This is a genomic window from Brevibacillus sp. SIMBA_040, from assembly GCF_046535075.1.
Taxonomy (GTDB): domain Bacteria; phylum Bacillota; class Bacilli; order Brevibacillales; family Brevibacillaceae; genus Brevibacillus.
This window is the reverse complement of the sequence record NZ_JAWRXI010000005.1, coordinates 105,435-132,037: the sequence shown is the minus strand read 5'-3', so window position 1 is coordinate 132,037 and position 26,603 is coordinate 105,435. Positions and strand designations below refer to the sequence as shown.

The following is a 26,603-nucleotide window of genomic DNA, read 5'->3' as shown; positions in this document are numbered from 1 at the left end:
AACTTGTGCGATGCCCCACGTAAAAGAGGTGCGGACTCTATCCGCACCTCTTGAATACTTACATTTGTTACTTACTTGCCAATTCAGCCACTTTGATTTCTGGCTCAACTACTTGCAGTTCACCTGTGCCGCGAACCAGTTTCTTCGCGTAGGTTTTCTCCGGCTTCAGCACGGATACCAAATAGTCAATGGCAACTTGCGGGTCAACCGTCTCACCACACGTGTAGCAATCCAGAGCTGCGAATCCACGCTCAGGATACGTGTGAATGGACAGGTGGCTTTCCGAGAGAAGAACCAGTACGGTAGCACCCTGAGGAGAAAACTGCTTTGCTTGTACGCTTAATACTGTAGCACCACATGCCTCAGCAGCTTCAATCATTTCCTTTTTCAAAAACTCTGCGTCGTTCAACAAGTCAAACTGAACTCCCCATGTGTCAACAGCAACGTGTCTTCCGAAAGTCGAATATTCCATCTTTCGGTTCCCCCTTCCTAACGAGTGTAATGTTAAACATCGCTAGGACCTGCGTCATTCACTAACGGGGGCGGTTTCCCTCTTGTTATCCACCCTTTAAAGTGAATCCTGGTTCCTAATCCTGTTTCCAACGAAAACAACCATACCATGCATTGGCCTAGTTTGACAATACTTTTTTCCAAGAATATCGTACAAATAAAAAAATGGGCTGCTTTCGCACCCATTTTCTCTCGTTTTACACTTCTAATTCAAATAGACGCTGCGATAGAGTAGCCAGTCTAGCATCGATTGCCGACAGCTTTTCAGGGGCCGATTGCTTTGCCCAGTTCCGCAAATCCAGCCAACGATCTGTTTCCAGACGAAGAGACTCTATTTCCTGTTCGCTTCCCACTTGCTGGAATAGCGATTCCAATTCATTGGTTATACTAGGCGAGGAGTTCTCAAAAATGGATGTTTCCTCGTCACCGGAGAGTTCTTGAATACTTACGACAGACCCTTGATCGTAATGATACACGACCGTAAATCCATCATAAATCCGATGGACAATACCATAGCCCCGGAACGTTTTCATTGCTTTACGCATTGCATTTGCCAGCTGTCGATCCCGGATGAGATAAGAGCTGTCACACGAGAAGCGATTTCCGACACGCAAGAAACTCAACTGAATTTCTCCGTTCTTATCGGTCAGAATAACGTCACGGTCACCATTGTCACATACTTTTACATCGACTGAAATGTGTTCGTTGGTGAAGAGCGAGACGAATTGGTTCAGCTCTTCTTCATTCACCGTAAAATAGGCCTTGGCGTAATTGGTTGCTAAACGCTGTGCCATAAATATCTCCTCAATTCTTTTGGTTTGCATTGGCCAAACTTGACCGAACAATGATCCAATTGAGAGGAGATACGCTAAGTGTCAACGAACGAACGCTGTAGAACCTGGCCTTGCCCCGGGAATCGATAATCGATTTGGGTAATGAAGGCGGATCACCTACTTTTTGTATTTAACGAAAAAACCTTCCTTGACACTTCTTATTATACATCAAACGCACCCAAAAGTCTTGAGTAAAAAGCAGATGAATTCTCGCAAAAAGGCTCAATATCGGGTTTTAACCGCTTGGAGGAGGAAAGAACTCTCTCATTCATACATATGCTTGCGATTTCAAAGAAATTCACTGCTATTTAGGCACCAACCTGTTGATTCATCGCTTTGCGAATCGCAGCCTGCTCTTCTTCTGACAAGTGATACGCAGAAGTACCTGCTTCTAGCGGCTTTGCGTATACGCGTGATTCTTCTCGTCCAAAAATGCTTGTAATGACGACTCCGTTTTGAGCATCATCTACGATTGCCAGAGAGAAGCTCAAATCACTTCCGACGTCACCAAAAGCATTGTAACGGATAACAGCGACCTTCCCACACTGTGCCGCGATTCGTTGTGAAAGACGATTCACAATAAATTGCTGGTCATTTTGAAACTTTTTCACTTCATCGACTTGGTCAAGCAATCGATGCATCCCTTCCTCCAGATTTGCACCGCCCGCTCCTGTCATAAAACGGTTGATGGATTTGCGCAGCCGGCTAATCCGAAGCGACTGCATGATGCATACGAGGAGCAAGACCACATTTAAAGCGATGACAGCCAAAAGTAGAATCCCCACATTGGAGATTTCTGATAGGAATGGTTCCAAAACATTTTCTTCCTTTCTGTTACTTGGGTACATAGTCACTTCAATCCTTTTATATTGTACCTTGGTCACGTCGCCCATTCAAACATAGTCTTTTCCCAAACCAAAAAAAGCGACACCCTCATGTACGAGATGTCGCTTTTTTCATTCCGTATGCCTATGTGCTAAGCTCATCGTCCTTTGGTTATCCTCCAGTCTACCTTACGCTTCCAGGAGCAGCATTTCTCGGCGGAGCTGTTTTAAGCGTTCTTTGGATTGTTTCATTTGCGTATTATCTTCTGCTTGCATCGCATCGTACAAGGTAGCCAGCTCATAGTCCAGTTCCAGACGCAAAACAGGAATACGCTCTTCCAAATCACGGCGTTTCAAAGCGGCAATTACCTGATCCATAGTCACGTTAAAGGATTTTTCGTAGATCACTTTTTTCTCAGCTCCTTTTATTTCCACTATTCTGACGGCTTCTCCGTACCGGATATGCTTCAGTTGGACCCTGTCATCAAAGATTGTTCTAATGATGGCATGCCCCTGGGCTTGCAGAACAAACTTCTCCAACACTTGGGCCACACGTTTGTCATAGACAGGAATACCTGCCAAATGCAACTTGTAGGAACCATTCACTCGCTGCATTTTCCAAGCGGACTTACCATCTGTGGTGTTCACGAGGAGGTGAAACTGCTCGGGAGACTCCTTCCACTTGACGCTCACCCCTGCTTCCACCAGGGCCTGCAACATCGCATGCAACGTCTTGCGGTCAAACCATACGGCCAGATTGAAATACTCCAACTCAGTGCCGAGATTCATCAAGGCTCCTCCCTTTAACAGAATACTCAGTTATCATTATCGCTGTAAGGGAGTGAGTGGTATATCATATTATTCAGGCGAAGGTTTTGCTATTCATATCCCGGCATGTATTTTTTTCCTACGTGGTATGATATCATATGGAGGATTCCAAGCTCCCTTGACAGGGACTTTCGCCCATTTCTTCCCTTTGGCGCGATGATGTCTTAAAAAGAGGTGTTCGTTTCATGTCAGCGTTCCGTGGTTTCACGCAAGAAGATTTCGACGTTTTTACCATCGAAGGATTAGATCAACGCATGGATGCAATCAAATCCATCATTCGCCCTAAACTGGAGGCACTCGGCCAACATTTTGCTCCCCTACTTTCCGTGTCTTGCGAAAACGAGATGTTTTACCACGTGGCCAAACATGCTCGTCGCACAGTCAATCCTCCTGCTGATACATGGGTTGCCTGGGCCGCTGATAAGCGGGGATACAAAAAGCATCCGCACTTTCAGATCGGTTTGTGGGGCACTCACCTGTTCGTATGGTACGCAGTGATTTATGAAGCACCCGCAAAGGCAGACATCAGCCATGCAATGAAGAAGCAGCTGGATGACATTTTGGCTCTGGTTCCGAATTATTTTCACTGGTCTCCTGACCATACCCAGCCTGCCAGCACATCTTCGCAAGAGTTAGGCAAAGAAGGCGTTTTGAAGCTGGTAAATCGACTGGGTGATGTGAAAAAAGCGGAGCTCTTGTGCGGAATAACGATTGACTCAGGTGACCCGATACTGACTGACGGGGATGCACTCTTGACCCGACTGGAAGAAACCTTTGCCGTCTTGACCAAGCTGTACAACCTTAGCAACTCCGGTACATATTTCGCCTCCCGATAGGTTTTTTGCAAACCTCTATCGAGGCTAATTCACACAGTAGCTATCTATACGTTAAGATATATGCAAAAGAACAGGTCCGCTTTCTAACGAAAAGCGTCAGCCTGTTCTTTTGTTTTTGATAACGATGGCCGTGCAGGGAACCCTATCCCGTAAACAAGCAATGCTATCGTTTTTGGTACTGCTCGATGCGGCCCCACGTATCGCTTAAATCAGTGAACATGCGCGTGAATAGCTCTTGTACAGAAGGAACATCTTGAATCAGGCCTATGACTTGACCAGCCCAGCCAAATCCTTTTTGTTCATCTCCGTCATAAATAAAGGTGCGGTTATTTTCTCCGCTGATGAACGGCTTTAATTGCTCATAGCCAGCGCCTTCTTGCTCAAGCTGGAGAATATGATCGGATCCAGGAGTCCGAACGACTCGTGCTGGCGCCCCCAAGGTTTTCTTGATAACCGCTGTGTCCTGCTCCGTTCCTTTTAGAATGGCTTCTTTATAAGCTGCATGGGCGTGTACACATTCTTTGGTGGCAATAAATCGTGTTCCCATCTCCACACCTTCAGCTCCCAGAGCGAAAGCAGCGAGTATTCCTCGTCCATCCCCAATACCGCCGCTTGCCAGTACCGGAATTTTTACCGAGTCGACTACGCGAGGGATCAGCACAAACGTCCCGATGTCATCCCGTCCCAGGTGGCCGCCACCTTCTTGTCCCACCGCCATGACAGCATCCGCGCCAATCGCTTCTGCTTTTTGGGCTTGGCGAACGGAGGCGACCAGCACCAGCTTTTTCACATCGTGTCCATCCAACCTCCGGATCAGCGGCTCAGGATTGCCTCCGGTAACAGAGATTGCTCTCACGCCTTCTTCAATGGCGACATCAAGCAATTCTTCATACGGACGATTATATTGACCAATAGCAAAATTCACTCCGAATGGCTTGTCAGTCATGAGTCGAACCTTGCGAATTTCTTCCCTTAGTGCATCTGCGGACGGCAAAGACATCGCTGTAATTTGTCCGAGCCCCCCAGCATTTGACACCGCGGCAGCCAAATCTGCATATGCTAGATAGGCTAATCCCCCTTGAACAACTGGATAGTCAATCTGAAGCAGTTCAGTTACTCTTGTTTTCATCCTTAATCACCTCATTTTTGTAAAGCTTCTCGTCCGTGTTCCCAAACTCCTGCTGTTAACAGCAATATTGAATAAAAATTCGCTTGCTTTCCCCCCCTATTTTGCTATACTCAATTTGTTTGTTTTTTCCCTATTTATTCTGGATTAGTAAAGCGAGGCGATCGTAAGTGAGACAAATGAAAACTCCTTTGTTCAGCGGGTTGTTGGAGCACGCCAACCGGAACCCGATTCAATTTCACATTCCGGGCCATAAGAAGGGTATGGGTATGCATCCGGCATTTCGCGAGTTCATCGGGGAGAACGCTCTCTCGATAGACCTCATTAACATTGCGCCTCTGGATGACCTGCATCACCCGAAGGCGATGATCAAGGAAGCCCAAGTTTTAGCCGCCGAGGCTTTCGGCGCTGACCATACATTTTTTTCAGTGCAAGGGACGAGTGGTGCCATCATGGCTATGATTATGGCAACCTGCAGCCCTGGCGACAAAATTATCGTGCCACGAAACGTGCATAAATCTATCATGTCCGCCATTATTTTTGCAGGCGCCGTTCCTATTTTTATCCACCCAGCGATGGACGAGCGCTTAGGTATCTCTCATGGGATTACAGTGAAAGCCGTGCAAAAAGCACTGGAAACCCATCCTGATGCCGCTGCCCTATTAGTAATCAATCCGACCTATTTCGGGATCGCAGGCGACCTGCGCGAGATCGTACGTACAGCGCATAACTACGAGATTCCGGTACTGGTGGATGAAGCTCACGGTGTTCACATTCATTTCCATGAGGAATTGCCTATATCCGCAATGCAAGCAGGTGCAGATATGGCAGCAACCAGTGTACACAAGCTGGGCGGCTCCCTGACGCAAACCTCCATCTTGAACGTTCGTGAAGGTTTAGTGGATGTCGATCGTGTAAAGACTGTCATGAGCATGCTGACTACGACCTCGACCTCCTACATCTTCCTGGCATCATTGGATATGGCACGCCAGCATTTGGCGCTGAACGGACATCTGCTCGCGCAGCAAGCCATGCAGCTGGCAAACAAGGCACGAGACATGATCAATGAGATTCCACGCATCCACTGCGTTGGCAAAGAAATTTTGGGAACACCTGCTACATTTGCGATGGACCCGACCAAGCTTTTGATTCACGTACGTGACCTTGGCATTACCGGATGGGAAGTCGAAAATTGGCTTCGCGATAAGTACAATATCGAAGTGGAAATGAGCGATCTTTATAATATCCTCTGCTTCATCACAGCAGGCGACACCGAAGAGTCCATCAGAACCTTGGTCAATGCGCTACGTGAGCTGTCTGTTGAATTTGCCCACGCACAAGCTGAAGACAAACCAACCATTTCACTGCCAAACATTCCGATGCTCTCCACCACACCACGCAATGCTTTTTATTCGGAGACAGAAACGATTCCTCTCGTGGAAGCAGCAGGTCGAGTCATTACGGAATTTATCATGGTATACCCTCCAGGAATCCCGATCTTTTTGCCTGGTGAAGTCATTACAGAAGAAAACATTGCCTACATTCTCGAAAATATTCGAGTCGGCTTGCCAGTCCAAGGTCCTGAGGATGAGACATTAAAAACGATTAAAGTAGTAAAAAGACAAACCGCTATTTCGGGATAATTCAATAGGAAGCAAAAGAAAGCTGCTGCCTCTTCACACGAGACAGCAGCTTTCTTGCTTTCTGCTAAAACGGGGTCGTACTTCCATGCGTAGACCTCGATAGAGGTTTCATATAAGATGGAATTTAGGAAATAATAGGAAGGGTGCTAACGTTATGCCAGATTGGTCGTACCAAACGTTATTTCGACCACTTCTCTTTCTCTTGCCTGCCAAACAGGCACGCAGCCTGACACTGTCCTCCATCGGCATGTTGGGCAAAATTCCTGGCGGTTCGCTCATCATCGAGATCATGGGTCATATGAAGCCTCCTGCTTCGTTGTCTCGTCCTCTTGCTAAACTTTCGCTAACCAGCCCTGTAGGACTGGGGGCCGGCTTGGATACAGATTTGAAAGCAACAGAGGCACTCTCCCGCTTTGGCTTTGGCTACATCGAAATAGGCCCTGTCACGCTCCAGCCCTGCTCAAATCCTGAAGTGGTATGGCGAGCTGCAGACAGGAAAGCGATTTATTATTCCGAAACAGTGGCCAATCCAGGAATGGACAAATATGTGGAACGGTTACAGAAAATGCAGCAGCTCGATGTTCCTATTGGAGCCAGACTCGGCTTCCCCCAAGATGCAAGTCTTCAGAATGCTACAGCCGAACGTACTGAATTGATTGAGCGATTGGAGCCTTACTGCTCTTTTTTTACACTCGATACGTTTTCACACGATAATCAGCCTCACGAGGACCTTGACGGCTGGCACCAGCATCTTGCCACTTTGAGAGGAGTGACCGATCATCCGTTTCTGCTTGTCATTCCACCTGACTTGCCAGAGCAAGAAGCGTTAAGACTACTGACCATAGCACACACAGTTGGCTTGGACGGTCTCGTCATAGCAGGTGGCGTCAAGCATCAGATCGAAAGCGTGCATCAAGATAATACTCGCCTGACAGGTGCCCCTTCTTTTGAACACGCCCTACAAATGTGCAGAATAATACGGTCTAAATGGCCAGATGCCACGATCGTAGGTTCAGGAGGTATACAACAGCCTGCAGATGCCCTCGCCTTTTTAGACGCAGGAGCAGATGTTGTTCAATTGCATAGCGGATTGGTTTATTCAGGTCCCGGCTTACCGAAACGAATTAACGAGGCGATTTGGCAAGCAAGCTGTGCTCAGACAGCTCCTGACTGGATGTCTTGTGTCCCTCCCACTCACACAAAGCACTTGCTCTTCCCCGCCTGGGTTTGGGGGATTTTACTTGGAATCGGCATGCTGATTGGCGGCGGGCTGGCCTGGTGGATTGCTGCAACCAACGTGATGCTGCCTTATGACGAACGTTTTTTAGGGGTACGCGCCACAGAATTAGAACTGGTAAACGCCCAGCTCCTTTCATTTATGTCTCACGATCGGATCAGCCTTGCTGGCACTATGCTCTCCATCGGCGTGATTTACTTCCAGCTGTCACGTCACGGCTTGAAAAATGGCCTGCATTGGGCGCGCACTGTTTTACTCGCTTCTGGAGCAGTCGGATTTGCCAGCTTCTTTTTGTTTGTTGGCTATGGTTACTTTGACTACTTGCATGCTATTTTGGCCCTGGTGCTGTTTCCACTGTTTCTGCTGGCGATACGTGAGCCCGTAAACAATCAGCTACTCCCTCTCCCAATCGATCTGACCAATAATCGCGACTGGAAGAATGCCTTATGGGGGCAGCTCCTTTTTGTCATTATAGGATGTGGGTTAACTGGTGCAGGCATCATCATATCGATTATTGGCGTGACAGGCGTGTTTGTCCCGTCAGATCTGGTCTTCCTCTGTGCTTCTGCTGAAGCGTTGCAAGCCTATAATGATCGCTTGATTCCGCTGATCGCCCATGATCGGGCGGGATTTGGCGGTGCACTCGTATCTGATGGCATTGCTGTCCTCCTGATTAGCCTCTGGGGCTTTCGACGAGGAGCGAGCTGGGTATGGTGGACATTGCTGCTCGCCGGGATTCCTGGGTTTGTGTCCGGGATCGGTATTCATTTTGCTGTTGGATATGTAGATTTTCTGCATCTGTTTCCTGCTTATGTCGCAGCTTTGCTGTTTTTGACTGGGCTGGTATTGACGCGACCATTTTTATGCACAAAAAAAGTTTAGCAGATCGCCACGAAAAAAGCAGACAGATGGATCATCCATCGTCTGCCTTTTTCCTACTTCTTAATACGGATCACGATTTCTTCAAACGGAACCTGTCGGAAGTATTTTAGTAGTTTACTAGAGTCATCAAGCGCTTCATCTAAGGAAATCGCTACCTCGCCGCTCGTGTTCGCATAAAATACATAAAAGAAATTCTCAAAAGGAACTCCCTTTATCTTCTGGGCCAACGTTCCATCATCCAGTAAATCTGAAAAATTATACTCTTTGGTTTCACCAGGATTTGTTGGCTCTTCTGGTTCGTTGTCATCGTCATCATCGCGCGGACTCGCAATTGCCATTGTAAATACTTGTGGTGTATCATCTCGGTCATCAATCCAGACGACTCGGTTGCCACCTATACGCACTTCGGATGCCTCTGCTTTATCACTCCATGAGAGATCAACGTAGGATCCACTTTCAGCATCATACAATTCATAATAAAAATCTTTGGAATTACGTGATAAACGATTGTCCTTGAACAAAACCATATTATGAGAGACCTGTGGATTTTTTTGATCTAACTCTGTATATCTTGTCAGAGTATCAATCTTTCCACGCTTGATATTGTAATAGTACAAATCCCAGCTCGGATTTGAACCATTAGTATATTCACTCCAAACGACGATATTATCTCCAAGCTTTGCTTCTTCTATTTGAACATTTTTACGAATATCGGATACTCTGTCTCTGTCAATTTCATACAAACTGATCGTTGCTTTATTTCTACTTTGTTCAATTACCCAAGAAGCGTAGTTATCATAAATATCAATACTAAGCGGATCATTTTTTAAAGTGATCAAATTAGTATGCTTTCCGGTTGAAAGATCGGTCAGCATAAGCTCCATTCTTCTACCTTCATTGAGCCAGAGCAAATGTTTACCATCCAATTCATACATTTCTTTATTTGGTTCTAGTTTTTCATCTTGGTCAGTCAGCTGTTTTTCTACACCCTTGCGAATATCATAAGAAACGAGGGCTTTGGCGTAATTGTCATACCAAACGACGTATCGCCCACTCACAAGCGGTCGAATCGGATCTGCCTTCGCTTTACTAATGACTTTACTCGTTAATTTTTCCGTATCAAACAGTACCACGGAATTCGACTTTTTGGACTCGGATAAATACACCACGTAGCGGTCATCGCCGTCTGGGGAGCTGGGTTCTCCTGCTACTGCACTCATCGGTACCTTTTCTTTTGCATCAATGTCGTATAAAAATAGATGGAGTTTTCTATCGTTATCTCGCTTCGCATACAGAACATAGTCTCCAAAAATACGCGGATCGTTACCGTCAAAAACGGAGGATTCAACTTTTTTGGCGGAGGTGGTTGATTTGCTTACATCCCCAACCATCAAAGTTCTTCCCTCTAGATATACGTATTTATTCTTGTGAATATGTACCGATGTTTGATCATCCGACCCTTCAGTCAATTGCTTGTTTCTCTCAGTATTTATCGTGTACAGATATATCTCAGTATTATCTGAAGCTCGATTTTCATAAGCAATTTTATCTTCAAAAATTTTTGGATTAACTTGACTACCTCGTGTTTTGACAGCAGCTTTTTCTTCCCTTGCTTTAATGTCGTAGTAATAAATATCAGGATTGCCATCTCGGCTGTCTTCCCAAGCTACATACGACTCGCTAACCGTAGGATGAATAGCTTTTCCACTCGTTGATACCTTTTCTTCTTCGCCCGTTGCAATATTATACAAGTAAATATCTGAGCTTCTAGTGTTACCATCCGACCACACAATATTGTTGCCTGCGATTTCAACCTCTTCTACGTTTGTAGACCCCGTAGCGATTTTTGTTTCTTCTTCGTTGGAAATATCGTACATGTATATGTCTGTACCTGAACCACGAGAATCAATCCAAACCACATAATCCCCATCTACCTTGGGTTTTGTTTTCGTCGAGTTGTTATTTCCAATCTTCGTTTCTTTATTTTTTGCCAGGTCGTATAGGGTAATTGCTTTCTCACCCTGATTAATCCATACCGCATAATTTTTTCCTATGTCGAACCCGGCTTGTGAAATTTCTGGTTGACTACCGCTTAAATTCACTTCTTCGCCAATACTGTATGCAAATGCCGGCGTCCCGCTCCACAGGGAAGTGACCAAAAGAGCAGCGGCCAGCAAACCCTGGATGGGTTTTCGCTTCATGAAACTATTCCTCCTTTTGCTACGATTTATACACTTCTCCATTATCACCCAACTTGAAAAGGTTGTCAAAAAAAACAGGCCCAAAAGCTGGGCCTGATATCTTTGCAACCTATTCTTTTTCCTGTTTTTCATGGGGGCGACATTCACAGCTGCAAACAGCATAAAGCGTTTTCACCTGATTACATTCAAAATGTTCGATAATCGTCCCACAAGATTGGCACACGATGGTTCCCATTTATGTTCCCTCCGCATCCACTCGCCTATAGCAGTGTGTGATGGTCATATTCTCGGTAATGTGATGTTATATACATATTAATATGACACACTATTGGGAGTCAATACGGTAATTTTACTCATTGTTTATCAATTAGTATGTCACATTCGGTCCTTTTCACCCATCCAAGCTCCTATCTGGTGCAGGACTTGATCTCGTTCCGGCTCATTCAAAATCTCATGGCGCAAGCCCGGAAAACGCTGGAACGTGACATGGCTCCCCATTTCAACCGCGAAGCGCTCCACAGCATCGGCGTCGATAATCGTATCGTCTCCCGCCTGCAAGATCAGAGCAGGAATGTCCAGCCTCCCTCTCTCTTCCCAAGCATGTGCCATCGCTCGCTCTAGCTCCTGAAACCATCTAACACTCACCTTTGGATAATTGAGCGGGTCACTTTTATAGGCTGCTTGCACCATGTGATCTCGCGAAACCATCTCTGGAGTAATACCATTCGGAATGGCTAAGGTCGGCCACACGCGATCTAACCAGCGTGCCACCTGCGCTTTCCACTCTGGCACAACAAGCCTTAGCTGCATACATGGCGAAGTTAAAATCAGCCCAGCCAGTTCCGGCCGGCGTTCAAAAATCTGGACAAACCTCGTAGCGATCAGCCCTCCCAGACTGTGTCCCATTATAAACACCGGATACACGCCTTTTGCTTCTTCCAGCGCTTCTTCTGTCCAGATGCGAACGGTTTCTATGTACTGTGAAAAAGAATCAATATGACCTCTGGGTCCTGTGGTACGCCCCCACCCAGGCAAATCCCCCGAATAAACCGTCCATCCCTGTTGAGTAAGATATTCCGCCACATGCTCATATCTCCCGTGATGTTCTCCAGTTCCATGGATGAGTACGACCGAGCCTCTTTGATTTTGGGCAGGCCATTTATGTTTGAACATGCTAATCTCTCCCTCTTACACGTAAAGCTCGTATCCACATACTGAAAAACGAGCAGAAGAAATCTTCTGCTCGCTGTTTAATACTGATTTTCTTCTAATGACAAGCTCGGTAAATGCTCTTGGAAGAAGATAGCGAGGGCCTCCGCTTCACTTTCTGAGTTCAGTCGGAATATCTTTTTCAAATATCCTGGATTAATGGCGTCCTCTGAACTGAGAAGGGTTGATTGCCCTGTCTGCATACAGATCACCAACGGCTTTCCATAAAACTTGTGCGTAAATACAATTCCGAAGTCGTGGCGAGTGCCCTCCGATACAAATCCGAGAAAACGTACATTTGCGTTCTCCGAAACGTCATATAAGTGGTCGTAATGCTCCATCAGCAATCCCTCCTCGTCTTGAATTAGACTCCGAATACTATTTGAGTAAATATTCGGAGTATTAATAAGTATACGCGAAAACCCATGTTTTTGCTACCCTTCACATTTTAACTTATCAAATGTCTGGGGTTTAACACCCGGTCCTCGCCTTCTTGAATCCATCTCACTTTTTCTGCTCCGTGCAACGATTGAGCAACAAACGAGAGACATTCAAAGAACAATTCAACAACTGCTGTACTGTAGCGTTCCTCCATTTTCTCCAAGGCATACGTCAAACGAAAAATATCCGGAACACTCCGACGGCTTGCCTCAAGAACTTCCTTACCTTTTTGAGTTGGATAAACATGTACAACACGTCCATCCAGCTCCGATTTTTCGATCGTCACCATCCCTTTCTCCATCAATTTTTTAATATGAATGACGATAGATGAGGGGTGCCAAAAGGTCCAGTCCGCAATTTGAGTCACGCGTACACCTTCATAGCAATAGATGATCCAGAGAATATTTAGCTGAACAGAGGAATCCAACTCAGCTTCCTTCGCTGCTTTCTCCCAGTCTTCTTTGTTCACAACATCAATGGCGCGCATCGTGTTCAACGCTTCGAATACGTGTCTAATTGAGGCCTCCTGCATGGGTATACTCCTCCATGATCCTTGATCTTCATTCCTCGACTATATAAATAGTAGTTATATTTTACACTTTTCAGAAAAGACGCGCAATTACTTTTAGTGGCAAATTACCGGCATTGCCAAAGAGTGGAAGCAATGCTACACTAAACGCAGATATTTTTCGGTACTGGGAGGGTGCAATTGTGAAACTGCAATCGGCCTACATCTATTTCGTAGAGGGCTCTACAGCCACTCATGCAAGCATTGACGACGTGAAAGCCAAGTTTACGCGATATGTGGAGATGACATCCAAAACAGGTCAGCAGCTTGGCTGGACTTATGCAGATGCCGCTTTTCCTTATACAGTGGAGGAACGCCCCGAAGGAAAAAACTCCTGGTTTCTGTTAAAAGGAAAAGATCCAAATATGTACAAATCCATCATTGTAGGAGTCGGATCTACCGAAGAGAACGGGAAGGAAAAGCATTATGTGCAAATATCTTTACCTGAATCGGCGACTCACGGTGATAAAAACAAGGCAAACGAATATTGTCGTTACCTGGCTCGCGACTTCAAAGCCGAGCTCCATCTGTTTAATAATCGCATTCAGTACTTTCAACCACGCAAACCATAAATACGCTCGTCCAAAGCAGCCGACATGCATCGGCTGTTTTTTCGTGTAATACCCTCTTTGCCGTTATTCACATAGAAATACGAAAGAAGTAATCACAAGGAAAGTGGGGAGTTCATGGAACAACAGGCTTTTATTGATTTGGTCGCCGGCTCCGCCAGACAGTCGTACCTCACCTACCACATGTTTCCTTCAGTTACGATCGCACAGGCCATCCTCGAATCTGGCTGGGGTAAAAAAGTACCCGTTGATTCTGTCACAGGACGATCTTCTTACAATTTGTTTGGAATTAAAGGGACAGGAACCGCTGGCTCAGTGAAGATCGTAAGCAATGAAGTCGAGAACGGTCAAATCGTGCCTCGCACTTCCGAATTCAAGGCGTATTACAACTACCAGCAATCCATCGATGATCACTCGCAGTTTTTACTAAAGCCTGCTTACAAAAAGGTACTTACCGCCTCCACACCCCATGAAGCCGCACAAGCCCTTTCCAAAGCAGGCTACGCCACCGATCCTGATTATGCGGCCAAGCTGACCCGTATCATCGACACATACAATCTGACACAATATGATCAGTTTACCCCTGAGGAGCCTTCTACTTATCCGCAATGGAAGCTGGATCTGGGAAAAAGAGCACTGAAGGAGGGATTATTAACCTCCCCAGAATGGCTAAGCAAGCTGGATGAACCAATGCCGGTTTGGGCCGTACTCGCTGTAGCCTTACGATTATTGGATAAACAGCGCCAAGCCCCGTAAAAAGCGACTGCGTATACGTACGTAAAAACAGAGAAAGACCCTCCATTGGAGAGTCTTTCTTTTTTCAAGTAAGGATACTTACGTGTAGACGAATCTTGCTAAACCTTAAGAACACCTAGACAGTTACATCTACGGTCAAAGAAGAGCAGCTTCTACAAAAACCAATAGAAGCCCGTCACCATGAGCACGTTGATCAAATCATTTGAGATCTCGATAGCGAATAGAACCTTCCATCCACCATCCGAATGCCCAGATCTACGCAATATTCCAATCCTTGCGTCACTCCGTACAAAATCCACTCGGAAGAACGGTGGTTGATATCAAAATCAGTGTAAAGGTCAGTGCCGTCATCTCGGATCTCTTTGCGGTCAGTCACATCGAAAAGGCGTAAGACAAATGGCAGCTCGGCAAAGGGGATCGAAAATTTCTTTTCAACTTCCTGCTCGAACTCCTTCGTCATTTTCCACTCTGCTTGGATGGATTGCTCATCTTTCCAAGCAATGCATATACTCGGGCCTTCTACGTCTGTGGATGACCGCGGGGGATTTGTATCCATTCGCTCCCATCGTCCCTTTCTTTCATGTACTTGCTGTCACCAAATTATATTGGCTTTTCCGTCTATTATACCATGGGAACGGGTGGTGTGGAAACGCATCCAAGCTATAATTTTATCGCCCAACTGTAAATGAATTTTCTCCAACAACCACGTACGACTTGAATTTATCGGATTTCATTTGGACTTGAATTTTATAAGTGCCATAGCTATCTAACTTCGTGGAAACAAAAGGCTCTGAGAAATAAAAGCTGTTTGCATTTTGTGTAGAGTATTTCCATTCTTTCCCTTTATCTACTTCTTTTCCATCTGGCGCGATCAATACAAGCTGCATTCTCAGGTCTTTGGCAACCGGTGCATCATCCACCTCAACAAAAACGTTAAAGGTACGCGGGATGTTTTTATCGCTATATCCTTTTACCGGATTGCTGAATACAACATTTTTGTTTCGTGTCTGCTGAATGCCTTCGACGATCAACAGGTTAACGATTGGCTTCACGATTTCCATTTTCCCTGTTTGCTGATCGTATTCAACAAACCCACCCATCTTGTTCACGATATCCTCTACCGATTCAGCGTTGGAAGCAGGCATATTGCTACCTACCTGTTCACCACTAAGAAAAATGTGCATCGCACCTTCCCCCAAGGCAGTGGCAGTCCCCACGCCTGCAACAGTCAACGCCAACAAGGCCGACAACCATGCTTTTTTCATGTCTTAATCCTCCTGTATGTTTGCGCAACAGCGCTTGTTCTGTCCGAAATTTCTTCCCACTACTTTATACGTCTACACAAGCAAATAGTTGTGGTCAAATCACAAGTTTTTTCAACAATATCCACACTATCCACAGGTACACACAACCTAGGACAAACGACTTATTCACAGAGGTTGTTAATAACTACTTCCTACCCTTGACCCTATTAAAAGGAATGATCATAACAAAAAGTGCAAAAAAAAAGAACGGCCTCTATAAGCCGCTCTGATCCCATTTGTAACCTATGACTGCTTGGAAAACCATGTGAAGTAACGGGAAACGGTATCGATTGCCACTTCGATCGCTTCCTCACTAGGTTCAATCTTTGCATGATGCAAGCCATAGGGTGTATTGACACCTAGCCAAAATAAAAACCCGGGGATTTCTGTCAAAAAGTAACCGAAGTCTTCTCCTGTCATTGCTTCCTTGCAATGAACCAGAGTCACACCCTCGCATTCACTACGTACCCAATCCATAAATTCTGTTGTCAGCTGTTCATCGTTATACACCTGACAATAGCCACAGCCATAATCGATCGTAGCTGAGCATTCGAAGCCGGCTTCCACACCTTTTACAAGCGATTCAATTCTGCTTTTGACAAGCGCCATGGACTCCATGGAAAAGGTCCGAATCGTGCCTTCCAGCCGTGCTTTTTCGGCGATAATATTTTGCTTTGTTCCACCCTCGATCTTGCCAACGGTAATAACAGCCGAGTCCAGCGGATCAATATTGCGTGCAATCACGGATTGTAGCTGAGTCACTAAATGACTTCCGGCAACCACCATATCGTTCGCCTTGTGCGGAAACGCAGCATGACCGCCTTTGCCGACCAAATCAATAAACAATTCCGATGTGTTCGCAAATAAAATCCCAGGCTTCGTAGCGATATGTCCTACTGGATATTCGGGAGCAATATGCAGGGCAAAAATGCAATCAGGACGCCAGCTAGCAAATTCCTCGCTCTCCATCATCGGCAGAGCTCCGCCTGGACCTTCTTCAGCAGGCTGGAAGAGGAACAACAGGTCATCTGCTAGCGCGTTTTTCACAAAGTGCGTCAAAAGACCAAGGGCAATCGCCATGTGCATATCATGTCCACATGCGTGCATATAGCCCTCATGCAGTGATCGGAATGGATACGATGTCTCCTCTACGATCGGCAGACCGTCCATGTCTGTACGCCAAGCGATCGTCCGTTTTGGAGCAGTACCTGCGATTTTGACGAGAATCCCTGTACGCCACAGCTTGATCTGGAGCCGCTCTTGGGGGAGCTTCTCCAGATAATCAAGCAAATATTTTTGCGTTTTTACTTCTTGAAAGCCTGGCTCGGGTATTTGATGCAAATCACGACGGATCTGCGCAAACGTGGAAGTTGCCATCATTTACGCTCCTTCCCTCATGCCTGAGAGAGTTGTCAGCAAATGAGCGAAAACATCCAAAAACCGATCTACATCCCCTTTTGTCAGGGTCAGTGGCGGCAGCAGGCGAACGATAGTCTTCTGCGTCACATCGACGAGAATACCCTCCTCCAGCAATTGCTGCTGCAAATGACTCGCTTCTTCAGGAGAGACACTAAGAGGAATACCGACCATCATGCCTTTCCCACGCAATGCCTGAAGCTGATCGCCCAGACGCTCGCGTAGTGCCTCCAGCTGATCCCAGAGGTATGCGATCACCTCATCCACACCTTTTGCAAAAGCGGGATCAAGAAGCTCATCCATGACAGCATTCCCCAAAGCAGCTGATAGTGGCGAAGGAGCAAAGGTTGTACCATGATCACCCGGCTTGAACTGGTTCATAAGCTTTGTACCAGCAATCACACCACCAAGTGGCAAGCCTCCACCTACACCTTTGGCAAACAGTATCAGGTCGGGAGTGACAGCAGTGTGCTGATAAGCAAACAGCTTCCCTGTTCGCCCCATACCTGTCTGAATTTCGTCCATCGCAAACAGCATGCCTTCTTCCTGGCAAATGGCTGATACTTCTTGGAGGAATGTCTCCGACAGGGGAACTACTCCGCCAGAACCAAGTACCGGCTCCATCAGAACAGCAGCAGGCTTTACCTTTTGGCAAAGTTCGCGCAGACCAGCCGCATCCTCTGCATCCAGCTCATAAACCGAAAAAGCAGGCTGCGGGAAATCCTGATAGACATGGGCTTGCCTAGTCAGTCGAACAGCGCCGAGGGTCCGTCCGTGGAAACTATTTCTGAGAACGACAATCCCCTCACGTCCAGCCCCCTCCGTCTTTGTCCACTTATGGATCAGTTTAATGGCAGCTTCAGTCGCCTCCGCACCCGAGTTGGTGAAAAATACTTTACCCGGGATTGTCTGCTCCACCAGACGCTGCGCCAGACGAATCGCAGGCTGGTTGAGAAAGACGTTGGATATATGCAAAAACTGCTCTCCTTGCTCATGAAGCGCGCGCAAAATACGTGGATGTGAGTGACCGAGCACATTCACTGCGAGTCCAGTAAACAAATCCAAATATTTTTTGCCATTGGTATCGTACAAATAATTGCCTTCCCCTTTGGCGATTGCTATCGGAAGACGATTGTACGTGGAGACGATGTATTGTTCATCAAGCGAACGCCAATCCATGACCACACACTCCCTTAGAGCTGACGTAGTTCCTGTTTGATTTCTGTTTTGGAGCGAGTCTTTTCGTCGATTTGCTTGATGACACGAGCTGGAGTACCTGCTACTACTACGTATGGCGGTACATCTTCAATGACAACCGCACCAGCTGCAACAACAGCACCTTTCCCTACGCGCACACCCTCAAGCACCACTGCGTTGGCACCGATCACAACATCGTCTTCGATGACTACTGGCGTAGCAGAAGGCGGTTCAATTACACCCGCAATAACGGAGCCTGCACCGATATGGCAGTTTTTCCCGATCGTTCCACGACCACCTACAACTACGTTCATATCAATCATCGTGCCCTCACCAATAACAGCACCGATGTTGATAGAAGCACCCATCATGATGACTGCATTGTTGCCAATCGTTACTTGGTCACGAATGATCGCACCTGGTTCAATACGCGCTTGAATTCCTTTGGTATCAAGCAATGGGATTGCAGAATTGCGACGATCGCTTTCAACTACATAGTCTTCGATCTTGTCCTTGTTCTCAGTCAGTACAGGCTCGATTTCTTTCCATTCGCCAAATACGACACCTGTGCCCCCCGTGATGAATGCCTTTGCACTAGCTCCGAAGTCGATTCCCTCCAGATTACCCTTCACATATACTTTCACAGGTGTTTTCTTTTCGCTTTTTTGAATAAACGCGATAATTTCGTTTGCATCCATCATGTTCACAGGTGAGTCCTCCTTTTAATTGAAAAGCTTGTAAGTTTTAGCGGAATGGTAATCTAGCTGAATCAGGAAGTATATACCTGAAGTTTACACCTTCTGATTCACTAAAAAAAGCAATGAGTGCATACGCTACCTCATTGCTTTGGATACTCCGCAAGCAAATCGTAAATAGCGCTCCACAAAAGGCTTACCACCTTTCATGACAGGACGATCATTTTTCACGATCCACCCCAACCATCGCTATTCAGGGGAATAGCAGCAGCTTCGGCGCTTTAGCCTTTCCTCCTTTTCCTGCCCCCTGGCAGATCACGAAAAGATGTACTCATCCTCGGCGCACCTCTATTTAGACTTCCATATAATAATTTCATTTAACTCTACCAAAATCAATGCGTTGTGGCAACAGCTTTATCAAAAATGAATTAGTCATTGACAACGATTATCATTTTCATTATTTTGTTTATGATAATGATTTTCATTACTAACTTGGAGGTTTTCCTTTTATGAGCTTTTTGATTGTTTACGCAAGCATGTCTGGAAACACACAGGAAATGGCTGAGGCCATCGCAGAAGGAATTCGTTCTACAGGTGCTACGATGGTGATAAAGGAAGTGATGGATGCCAGTGCACAAGAGCTGGAGTCGTACGACGGCATTGCCCTTGGCGCGTATACATGGGGAGATGGAGAGCTGCCAGACGAATGCCTGGACTTCTATGAAGAAATGAACAACATTGATTTAAGTGGCAAAAAGGTCATCGCTTTTGGTTCATGCGACTCAAACTATGAGCATGTAGGTGCCGCTGTGGATATTCTATTAGAAAAAGCTCGCGAGCGTGGAGCAGAAACGCCATTGGAGGGGCTGAAAATCGAGCTCACCCCCAATGCCAAGGAAGTTGAGAAATGCAAAGCTTATGGCGTTTCTTTTGTGGAAGCTCTCGGATTGTAACGAATATTTTCACTCTTTTATTCGTATTGCATTTCCTGCGAAGAGAAAACGTGGTACACTATCGATCCACCATTTTTTCTATAGGAGGATCGCTCGATGCAATTACATACCGATGCTATCTATTTACGCCCTCTTCGTGAACAGGACGCAGCCGAGCTATTGGAGCTTCGGCTGCGTAACCAAGATTTTCTGGCGCCATTCGAACCGATCCGTCTCCCTTCTCACCTGACATTGGAAGGTCAGCAGCAGCAAGTAGCCCAGGCCATACAGGACTTCGAAAATGGGTCCGGATTTGCTTTTGGCGTTTTTCTTTCCGAAAAAGAGGAAATGATCGGTCGTGTCGCCTTGTCCAATGTCGTCCGCGGTGCTTGGCAAAACGCAACATTGGGCTATTTTATGGATCAAAGCTGCAATGGACGCGGCTATACTACCTCCGCTGTTGGACTCGCTTTGCAATTCGCCTTTACCACTGCCAATTTGCATCGCGTGCAAGCTGCGGTCATGCCACGCAATCTTGGCTCTATTCGCGTACTCGAAAAGAACCGTTTTCGTTATGAAGGATTATCCCTGCGCTATTTGCAAATCTATGGAAAGTGGGAAGACCACAACATGTATGCCATCACTGCGGAGGATTGGCACGAATAGTGCTCTTATTCTCATGCTTGACGCAACCGCTCCAGGATTCGCCGTTTTTGGTACAGCATCATGCCAGCCTCGGCGACATCCTGTACAGTGGAACGATTGATGTACGCCCCGAACAAAATGCCTGCGATCGGCACCATCTGAAACAGCTTTTTCCACCCAAAGTTTTCTGTATAGGTCACGACGACTTCTCTCCACCCCTGGAGCTGAGCGATGACGTCTTTTTCAGTAGCTGGATCGTCGAAACGTGAAAGCTCATCAAGTATCGCCTTTTTACCGACGATATCGGAAGAAGCGAATTGAAGACATTTGACGACAAAAAGCCGCTCTCGTTTCTCTTCGGGACGATAGCCATAGCACAGAGCCATTTCCTGCAGAATCTTGAGTGATGTGCCAAGCAATAGGGGAATATCCAATGCCAATGTAAAAATACCACCGATTCCTGTCGTTGCCCCCTGTACGGTCGCAAAGGTCGCCCTGGACTCACTCATTTGCACTGCTACTGCGTTCATCTCTGTAAGTGGCAAAGAGGTGATCGTGTGTTTGTTCAATGTCACACCTCTCGCATCACTTTGGCGGGCACGAAACTTACTGTAAACGGCTTCATCAGAGACGAGATAGGTGCCCCCTGTTTCCAAAAAAGCGGCCATCTCATCGACAGCTGTCCCGAGCTTTTCACGAATGAATTTTGGCGTCATTCTATCCAATAGAACAAAAGGTAGTCTCCCGAGCTTTTCCCAAAACCACAAATCCTTCTGTTTCTTTTCCCATACCTCTACTTCTTTCAAGGCTTGTAGCAAAGATTCTCTTGACTCCATCCACTCGGCCCCTTTCCAAGCTTCTTTCTAATTTTTCCGTTTCAACTGACATTGGCTGCGAAGGATTTGCTTTACGTATTCCTGTAGCTCCTCTTCTTTTGAAAAGGAGGTGAATTCCTCTATTTCTCTTACGATTTCGAGTTTCGAATGTTTCACGCTTCCCCCTTCGATAATAAAACCAAACTTCGCTAAAACGGCTTGCTGCTCTTCAGACATCCTGTCACCTCCCGACAAAAAATCCCCCGCAAAAGAACGGGGGATACTGCTTCTCCCTATTGTACGTCAATCGTTAGGGTAAGAATCTCGTCATTTTCCATAAAGGCTGTCCGCTTGTTGTAGGATAAGTTCGTAGAGAGGACCTGGCAACTGGTGTAACCAAGAGTGTTGGTTACACGAATCGTGTACTCACCCGCTTTAAAAAGTTCTCCTTTAGTAGCAAGACAGGATATGAATCCCTAGGCATTATAGGAAAAACCTATGTATTTATAATTTCAAATAGATTGCAATTATAGGCAATAAACTGGTAAAACAGAAATAGGGAGGGATACGATATGAATCCAGCAAAACAGTGGAATGCAGATCTCTATGACGATAAAATGAACTTCGTTTCTCATTATGGCAGAGGATTAATTGATTGGCTACAGCCTCTTTCGAACGAACGCATTTTGGACCTAGGCTGCGGTACAGGAGATTTGACTGCCGAGCTGGCAAAATCTGGTGCAACGGTAATGGGTGTCGATTTTTCTGCCGATATGATACGTAGTGCCCAGCAAAAATATCTTCATCTACCTTTTCAGATTGCGGATGCGCATACGTATCGTACCGAAAAACAATTCGACGCCATCTTTTCCAATGCTGCTCTACACTGGATGAAGATGCCTGAAAAGGTTATTGAGTCCGTCTGGAATGCGCTGGCTCCAAAAGGAAGGTTCGTGGCAGAATTCGGCGGCAAAGGTAACTGCGCGCTTGTTGTGAATGCTTTGCGCGTCGCCCTTGCACAAAAAGGTATCTCGGCTGATGAGCGGATGCCTTGGTATTTTCCGAGTATTGGCGAGTACGCTGCTCTGTTAGAAAAACAAGGATTTCGCGTCGTATTAGCCTCTCATTTTGATCGTCCCACTACGATGCCTGATGGCTATCACGGATTGCGTCATTGGTTGGACTCTTTTTGTAGTCCGTTTTTCACGGATTTGTCCGCTGGTGAAATCAATGACGTCTGCTTGCAAGTAGCAGAGCTGTTACGTCCCGTTCTGTTCCAGGATGGCATATGGATTGTCGATTACAAGCGTATCCGCGTGATTGCCAGAAAAACAAGCGAATAGGAGGAACGCCACTCATGAAACGAATTGCTTGTCTACATGGTCACTTCTCCAATATTTCCTTGCTCGCAGACGCTTTTGCTTCTGTTGAAATGGACATGGTGCACTATGTTGATCCCGGACTGCTTCTCAATTCAGAAGGCAAGAACGCCCTCACGAAAGAACAATCACAAGCAAAGCTGGTCGAGCAATTGAACTGGATGAAAACAAGTGACCCGGATGCGATGGTGATTACGTGCACGCAATATGCGGCTTGCTTAACCGAACAAGTGGAGGCTGCCAGCTCCACACCGATCTTTACGATTGACAAGCCATTTTTTCATGAAGTAACCCATTGTTCAGATCCACAAATCCTTCTCTTCTCCAACCCAGCGACCGTGGAGCCTACGATGACGCGATTACATGACTACGCCCAATCAAGAGGATTACATCCGCGTATTGAGGTTAACGTCATGCAAGGGGCTTTTGCCCTTTTAATGGAAAACAAGCAGGACGCCTACCGTGAGGCTGTGAAAAATGAGCTGCAAAAGCTTTCCGCAGATAAGCACCATGCATTCATTTCTGTCGCTCAGCTGTCGATGGCACCGGTCGCCCATCAATTTACTCAGGAAACCGGAATTGCTATATCTCATCCTTTACTTAGTTTGGTTTCACAAATGATCCAGAAGCTCAATTTAAAAAGTTTTGCTTAGACGAATAACAGATAGCCCCGCTTGAACGTCCACAATACGTTACAAGCGGGGCTACTTTTTTTGCGATCAGGAGAAGAAGAAAGAGTTACATCCCTTCGCCGTTCATCATTAACACTTCATCGCCTTCATTTAGACCATCAATAATTTCAACAAAATCTGTCCCTTCTACACCTACTTTCACTTCTTTCGGCGTAGGCTCTTCGGTACTTGGATCTTTGACCATCACTGATCCCTTGCCTTCTTCCAAAAACTCTACCGCATTGATCGGCAATCGCTTTACATTCTCTTTTTGCTCTACATATATATCACAATCACCAGTCATTCCGTGCTTCATATCTTTTGTATCGCCGAGCTCTATTTTTACAGCAAAGCGAACAGTCTTGTCTTCCTTTGTTCCTTCTTTTGGAAGCTCACTAACTTTACCTTTGAAAGGCTTGTTTCCAAAAGCTGTTACAAAAACATCAACGCTCTGCCCCAGCTTGATGGCCGGAATGTCAATTTCGTCAACTGCCGCTACAAAATAAACCGACGTTGTATCCATAATAACCACAGCTGGTTCGCCTGAGCTTGGTGACTCTCCCTCTTTAATATTAACCTTTGTAATCACACCACTGATTGGGGCTTCTACTTGCTTTTTCGCGATCTCCCGCTTCTTTTGCTCCATCGTCAATAGTGACTCTTTTAGAGCCAGCTCTTTTTCCTGCAGCTCCAAATCAGATGACGTCATATCCATTTTGAACAGAAGCTGTCTTGCCTTGACTTCATCGTCCTTTTCAAAATTCACTTTTGCTACTTTACCATGGGTACCTGCTAAGACTTCCATCTCATCAGGAAGCTCGAACGGAGTTGGCATTTGGCTTGCAAACAAAGTGCCTTTTGCATCGGTATATTGAACTTCTCCCATATCCCCTACATAAATGGCTCCCGGCTTTTTAACAAGTACATCAACATTGTGCACGCCACCTAGACCTGATTCCTTTTTACCAACCAGGTCAATTGCTGTAACGACACCGTCTACATAATAGAGGGACGCAGTGATGAAGACCTTCACGTTTTGCCCAATCCGGAATTGCTCTGCTTCATAGGCACTAAACTTCCCAGAGATTTTCAGATAATCCGTATTCGTAAGCTTGGCCACCACAGTATCTGGCGTAACCGTATCTCCATCCTTGACGAGGATTTCCTTTACTTTCCCCGCTTTGTCCGAGAGAATGGTATCTTTTTTATTCTTCAGTTCAGCCAATTCTTTCTGGGCGCGTATAATTGACAACTCTTGCTTTTGCATTTCCAATTGGGCGTCTGCACTATCTACCGTAAATAATACGTCACCCTTTTTAATCGATTGTCCTTCCTTTACGAGCAGGCGCTGTACTTTGCCGCTAATTTCTGGTTTTACTTCCTCACGCGCTTTGGCTTCTACGGTACCAGAGGAGAAAATGACTTTTTTCACTTCTCCCATCTCGACGGCAGCTGTAGGAAAGGATGGTTTTTCCATTGGCATTTCTTCCGTTGCCGCATCTTTGCCCGTAAAATAAGTGTAGCCGTAGTATCCCCCACCACCAAGGACGACCGCAATTGCCGCTATGATGATCCATTTTTTCTTTGACTTTTTCTTCTCCATGTCTTTTCTTCCTCACATTTCTTTATTCAGATCGAATCGCTTGCAAAGCACTCAGACGAGATGCACGGATCGCAGGGAAAATACCTGCCAACAGTCCGATGATGAAGGAAAATCCGATTGCAAACAGTGCCAGCCAGGCAGGAATAACTGCCAATTTGCTAGGTTCCGCCTCTTCGCCGCCTCCGCGGCCATACCCCATGTTCAGTCCATCCAGGAGTCCTCCAGAAGCTCCGAAGTAGTTTACGAGCTCTACCGCTCCCCAGGCCATACCCAAGCCAGCCAAGCCACCGATTAGACCGATAAAACCAGATTCCATCAGGAACAACCAGCGTATGTTGAGTACCGTAGCTCCGATTACTTTCATGATCCCGATCTCTTTGGTCCGCTCCAAAATGGACATGATCATCGTATTTACGATACCAATCGTCGCTACCAAGAGAGAAATAGCTGCAATTCCGCCTAGAACCATTTGGATCACAAAGAAAAACTTGTTGATCGTCTCAAGCTCTCGCGCTGGCGACCATACCTCATAGCCCTTTTCCTTCAATGCTTTGACGACACTCTCAACCATTTCACGCGATTCTACCTTGACCGTCATCTGGTCGAATTCAAATTTATCCTTTTTCGCCTCTTCTCGCGTGCGGCGAGTATTCCCGCCCGAACCCTCATCTCCCCGACTCCTGTTTACCCAGTCATTCAACTCTTTCACGACGCTAAGCGGCGCATAGACAGCTGACGAGTATCGCCGATTTTCCGACTGTTGCAGCTGACCGACAACGCGTACACGCACTTCCTTTTTCTCGTACTTCGGCTCGTCATCGATGCGGTATTCCCGAGTGAGTACGATCGTGGCTGCTTTATCTACCAGATTAAATGCGGCTGTTTGCTCTCCGCCCCCCATATCTGGTGGCATAAAGGACGCCCCCCCACCTGAACGGTTGGAGTCCGCATTTCGTCGGCGTGCATCTCGTTTTTCTTTTTCTACATCGCGCATTTCACGCGGAACATCATAGGCTACTACAATTTCTTGGGGCGACCCTGACAAATAGGCCCCTTTTTCCACATCGTTCTTCCGGTACTCTGCTGATTCATTCACATCTACCCCTATGAGCTCAACATAGCCCTCGCGCCGTCCTACCTTGAGCTTGGCCTGTTCATAAAGCCGCTTCATCGGCATGACTGCCGCAATTCCTGGTATTTGCTTTAGCTCCCGAACGGCTTCCATATTCAGCTTTTTCCGCTCATCCTCGGGAATCATCCGATCCTCTTCGTAGATGTAATACATCGGCTCTACATCCATCTCGGTCAAATTACCGAAATTTTCCAAGCTCTTTACTGCACTTTCCTTCAACCCTAAGCTTAGCGCTATCATGGCGACAATGGCGGCAGTTCCGATCATGACACCAACCGAGGTTAGTGCCGTACGGAGCTTCATCCGCCACAGGTTTCGCCAGACGATGCGAAAAGAATCAATTATCTTCAC

28 protein-coding genes and 1 riboswitch are annotated in these 26,603 nt (G+C 46.3%); of the genes, 9 read left to right on the top strand and 19 right to left on the bottom strand.

Going from position 1 to position 26,603, the window contains the following annotated elements; all coding sequences use genetic code 11:
• Positions 1-67: 67 nt before the first annotated feature.
• The 4 genes from speD to SB752_RS10430 all read right to left on the bottom strand — a co-directional run bounded on the left by speD (position 68) and on the right by SB752_RS10430 (position 2,956).
• Complete coding sequence (gene speD / locus SB752_RS10445) at positions 68-472, bottom strand: adenosylmethionine decarboxylase (RefSeq protein WP_410715599.1); 405 nt, start codon at positions 470-472, stop codon at positions 68-70.
• Positions 473-707: 235 nt separating this feature from the next.
• Entirely contained in the window at positions 708-1,304 is a 597-nt protein-coding gene (locus tag SB752_RS10440) for a hypothetical protein (protein WP_410715598.1), read from the bottom strand.
• A 347-nt stretch (positions 1,305-1,651) separates the two neighbouring features.
• Entirely contained in the window at positions 1,652-2,158 is a 507-nt protein-coding gene (locus tag SB752_RS10435) for a DUF4446 family protein (RefSeq protein WP_410715597.1), read from the bottom strand.
• Positions 2,159-2,356: 198 nt separating this feature from the next.
• Positions 2,357-2,956, bottom strand: coding sequence for a hypothetical protein (locus SB752_RS10430; RefSeq protein ID WP_410715596.1), 600 nt, complete (start codon positions 2,954-2,956; stop codon positions 2,357-2,359).
• Positions 2,957-3,180: 224 nt separating this feature from the next.
• Here SB752_RS10430 and SB752_RS10425 point away from each other — a divergent pair, with 224 nt between their 5' ends.
• Positions 3,181-3,831 carry a YktB family protein gene (locus SB752_RS10425; RefSeq protein ID WP_410715595.1) on the top strand — a complete coding sequence of 217 codons (651 nt, stop codon included), beginning with the start codon at positions 3,181-3,183 and terminating at the stop codon, positions 3,829-3,831.
• A 163-nt stretch (positions 3,832-3,994) separates the two neighbouring features.
• Here SB752_RS10425 and SB752_RS10420 read toward each other — a convergent pair whose 3' ends face one another.
• Positions 3,995-4,960: an NAD(P)H-dependent flavin oxidoreductase gene (locus SB752_RS10420; RefSeq protein ID WP_410715594.1), complete on the bottom strand. Its 966-nt coding sequence runs from the start codon at positions 4,958-4,960 to the stop codon at positions 3,995-3,997.
• 167 nt (positions 4,961-5,127) lie between these two features.
• Between SB752_RS10420 and SB752_RS10415 the strand changes: the two genes are divergently transcribed.
• Together SB752_RS10415 and SB752_RS10410 are read left to right on the top strand one after the other, a co-directional pair.
• Positions 5,128-6,600 carry an aminotransferase class I/II-fold pyridoxal phosphate-dependent enzyme gene (locus tag SB752_RS10415; RefSeq protein ID WP_410715593.1) on the top strand — a complete coding sequence of 491 codons (1,473 nt, stop codon included), beginning with the start codon at positions 5,128-5,130 and terminating at the stop codon, positions 6,598-6,600.
• A gap of 154 nt (positions 6,601-6,754) precedes the next feature.
• Positions 6,755-8,719, top strand: coding sequence for a dihydroorotate dehydrogenase (locus SB752_RS10410; protein WP_410715592.1), 1,965 nt, complete (start codon positions 6,755-6,757; stop codon positions 8,717-8,719).
• Positions 8,720-8,772: 53 nt separating this feature from the next.
• On the opposite strand, the gene SB752_RS10405 is transcribed toward SB752_RS10410, so the two are convergent.
• The 5 genes from SB752_RS10405 to SB752_RS10385 all read right to left on the bottom strand — a co-directional run bounded on the left by SB752_RS10405 (position 8,773) and on the right by SB752_RS10385 (position 13,102).
• Positions 8,773-10,920 carry a hypothetical protein gene (locus SB752_RS10405; RefSeq protein WP_410715591.1) on the bottom strand — a complete coding sequence of 716 codons (2,148 nt, stop codon included), beginning with the start codon at positions 10,918-10,920 and terminating at the stop codon, positions 8,773-8,775.
• Between the two features lie 109 nt (positions 10,921-11,029).
• Entirely contained in the window at positions 11,030-11,155 is a 126-nt protein-coding gene (locus tag SB752_RS10400) for a GapA-binding peptide SR1P (RefSeq protein ID WP_103107735.1), read from the bottom strand.
• 140 nt (positions 11,156-11,295) lie between these two features.
• Entirely contained in the window at positions 11,296-12,093 is a 798-nt protein-coding gene (locus SB752_RS10395) for an alpha/beta hydrolase (protein ID WP_410715590.1), read from the bottom strand.
• A gap of 77 nt (positions 12,094-12,170) precedes the next feature.
• Positions 12,171-12,470 carry a DUF3055 domain-containing protein gene (locus SB752_RS10390; protein ID WP_410715589.1) on the bottom strand — a complete coding sequence of 100 codons (300 nt, stop codon included), beginning with the start codon at positions 12,468-12,470 and terminating at the stop codon, positions 12,171-12,173.
• A gap of 107 nt (positions 12,471-12,577) precedes the next feature.
• Positions 12,578-13,102, bottom strand: coding sequence for a MarR family winged helix-turn-helix transcriptional regulator (locus SB752_RS10385; protein ID WP_049738459.1), 525 nt, complete (start codon positions 13,100-13,102; stop codon positions 12,578-12,580).
• Between the two features lie 179 nt (positions 13,103-13,281).
• Here SB752_RS10385 and SB752_RS10380 point away from each other — a divergent pair, with 179 nt between their 5' ends.
• Entirely contained in the window at positions 13,282-13,710 is a 429-nt protein-coding gene (locus SB752_RS10380) for a DUF1885 family protein (protein WP_410715588.1), read from the top strand.
• Positions 13,711-13,824: 114 nt separating this feature from the next.
• Positions 13,825-14,463, top strand: coding sequence for a glycoside hydrolase family 73 protein (locus SB752_RS10375; RefSeq protein ID WP_410715587.1), 639 nt, complete (start codon positions 13,825-13,827; stop codon positions 14,461-14,463).
• Positions 14,464-14,656: 193 nt separating this feature from the next.
• On the opposite strand, the gene SB752_RS10370 is transcribed toward SB752_RS10375, so the two are convergent.
• The 5 genes from SB752_RS10370 to dapD form a co-directional block, all read right to left on the bottom strand.
• Complete coding sequence (locus SB752_RS10370; protein ID WP_213022773.1) at positions 14,657-15,019, bottom strand: DUF4912 domain-containing protein; 363 nt, start codon at positions 15,017-15,019, stop codon at positions 14,657-14,659.
• Positions 15,020-15,131: 112 nt separating this feature from the next.
• Positions 15,132-15,728: a hypothetical protein gene (locus SB752_RS10365; protein WP_410715586.1), complete on the bottom strand. Its 597-nt coding sequence runs from the start codon at positions 15,726-15,728 to the stop codon at positions 15,132-15,134.
• 282 nt (positions 15,729-16,010) lie between these two features.
• A complete protein-coding gene (locus tag SB752_RS10360) occupies positions 16,011-17,144 on the bottom strand; it encodes an N-acetyldiaminopimelate deacetylase (protein ID WP_410715791.1) in 1,134 nt (377 codons plus the stop codon).
• 3 nt (positions 17,145-17,147) lie between these two features.
• Positions 17,148-18,362: an aspartate aminotransferase family protein gene (locus SB752_RS10355; RefSeq protein WP_410715585.1), complete on the bottom strand. Its 1,215-nt coding sequence runs from the start codon at positions 18,360-18,362 to the stop codon at positions 17,148-17,150.
• A gap of 14 nt (positions 18,363-18,376) precedes the next feature.
• A complete protein-coding gene (gene dapD / locus SB752_RS10350; RefSeq protein ID WP_103107743.1) occupies positions 18,377-19,087 on the bottom strand; it encodes a 2,3,4,5-tetrahydropyridine-2,6-dicarboxylate N-acetyltransferase in 711 nt (236 codons plus the stop codon).
• Between the two features lie 158 nt (positions 19,088-19,245).
• Positions 19,246-19,434, bottom strand: a riboswitch (Lysine riboswitch).
• Positions 19,435-19,584: 150 nt separating this feature from the next.
• Here dapD and SB752_RS10345 point away from each other — a divergent pair.
• Both SB752_RS10345 and SB752_RS10340 read left to right on the top strand, forming a co-directional pair.
• Positions 19,585-20,028, top strand: coding sequence for a flavodoxin (locus tag SB752_RS10345; RefSeq protein WP_410715584.1), 444 nt, complete (start codon positions 19,585-19,587; stop codon positions 20,026-20,028).
• 96 nt (positions 20,029-20,124) lie between these two features.
• Entirely contained in the window at positions 20,125-20,673 is a 549-nt protein-coding gene (locus tag SB752_RS10340) for a GNAT family N-acetyltransferase (RefSeq protein WP_410715583.1), read from the top strand.
• 11 nt (positions 20,674-20,684) lie between these two features.
• On the opposite strand, the gene SB752_RS10335 is transcribed toward SB752_RS10340, so the two are convergent.
• Together SB752_RS10335 and SB752_RS10330 are read right to left on the bottom strand one after the other, a co-directional pair.
• Positions 20,685-21,488, bottom strand: a complete 804-nt coding sequence (locus SB752_RS10335) for an EcsC family protein (protein ID WP_410715582.1) — start codon at positions 21,486-21,488, stop codon at positions 20,685-20,687.
• Positions 21,489-21,515: 27 nt separating this feature from the next.
• Positions 21,516-21,704 (bottom strand): hypothetical protein, encoded by a 189-nt coding sequence (locus SB752_RS10330; RefSeq protein WP_410715581.1) that lies wholly within the window; start codon positions 21,702-21,704, stop codon positions 21,516-21,518.
• A gap of 335 nt (positions 21,705-22,039) precedes the next feature.
• Between SB752_RS10330 and SB752_RS10325 the strand changes: the two genes are divergently transcribed.
• Together SB752_RS10325 and SB752_RS10320 are read left to right on the top strand one after the other, a co-directional pair.
• Positions 22,040-22,810: a class I SAM-dependent methyltransferase gene (locus SB752_RS10325; protein WP_410715580.1), complete on the top strand. Its 771-nt coding sequence runs from the start codon at positions 22,040-22,042 to the stop codon at positions 22,808-22,810.
• A gap of 14 nt (positions 22,811-22,824) precedes the next feature.
• On the top strand, positions 22,825-23,499 hold the full coding sequence (locus SB752_RS10320) for a hypothetical protein (protein ID WP_410715579.1): 675 nt from the start codon (positions 22,825-22,827) through the stop codon (positions 23,497-23,499).
• An 85-nt stretch (positions 23,500-23,584) separates the two neighbouring features.
• Here SB752_RS10320 and SB752_RS10315 read toward each other — a convergent pair whose 3' ends face one another.
• A complete protein-coding gene (locus SB752_RS10315) occupies positions 23,585-25,120 on the bottom strand; it encodes an efflux RND transporter periplasmic adaptor subunit (RefSeq protein ID WP_410715578.1) in 1,536 nt (511 codons plus the stop codon).
• A 22-nt stretch (positions 25,121-25,142) separates the two neighbouring features.
• The gene (locus SB752_RS10310) at positions 25,143-26,603 is read right to left on the bottom strand and encodes an ABC transporter permease (RefSeq protein WP_410715577.1); all 1,461 of its coding nucleotides are present in this window, start codon (positions 26,601-26,603) and stop codon (positions 25,143-25,145) included.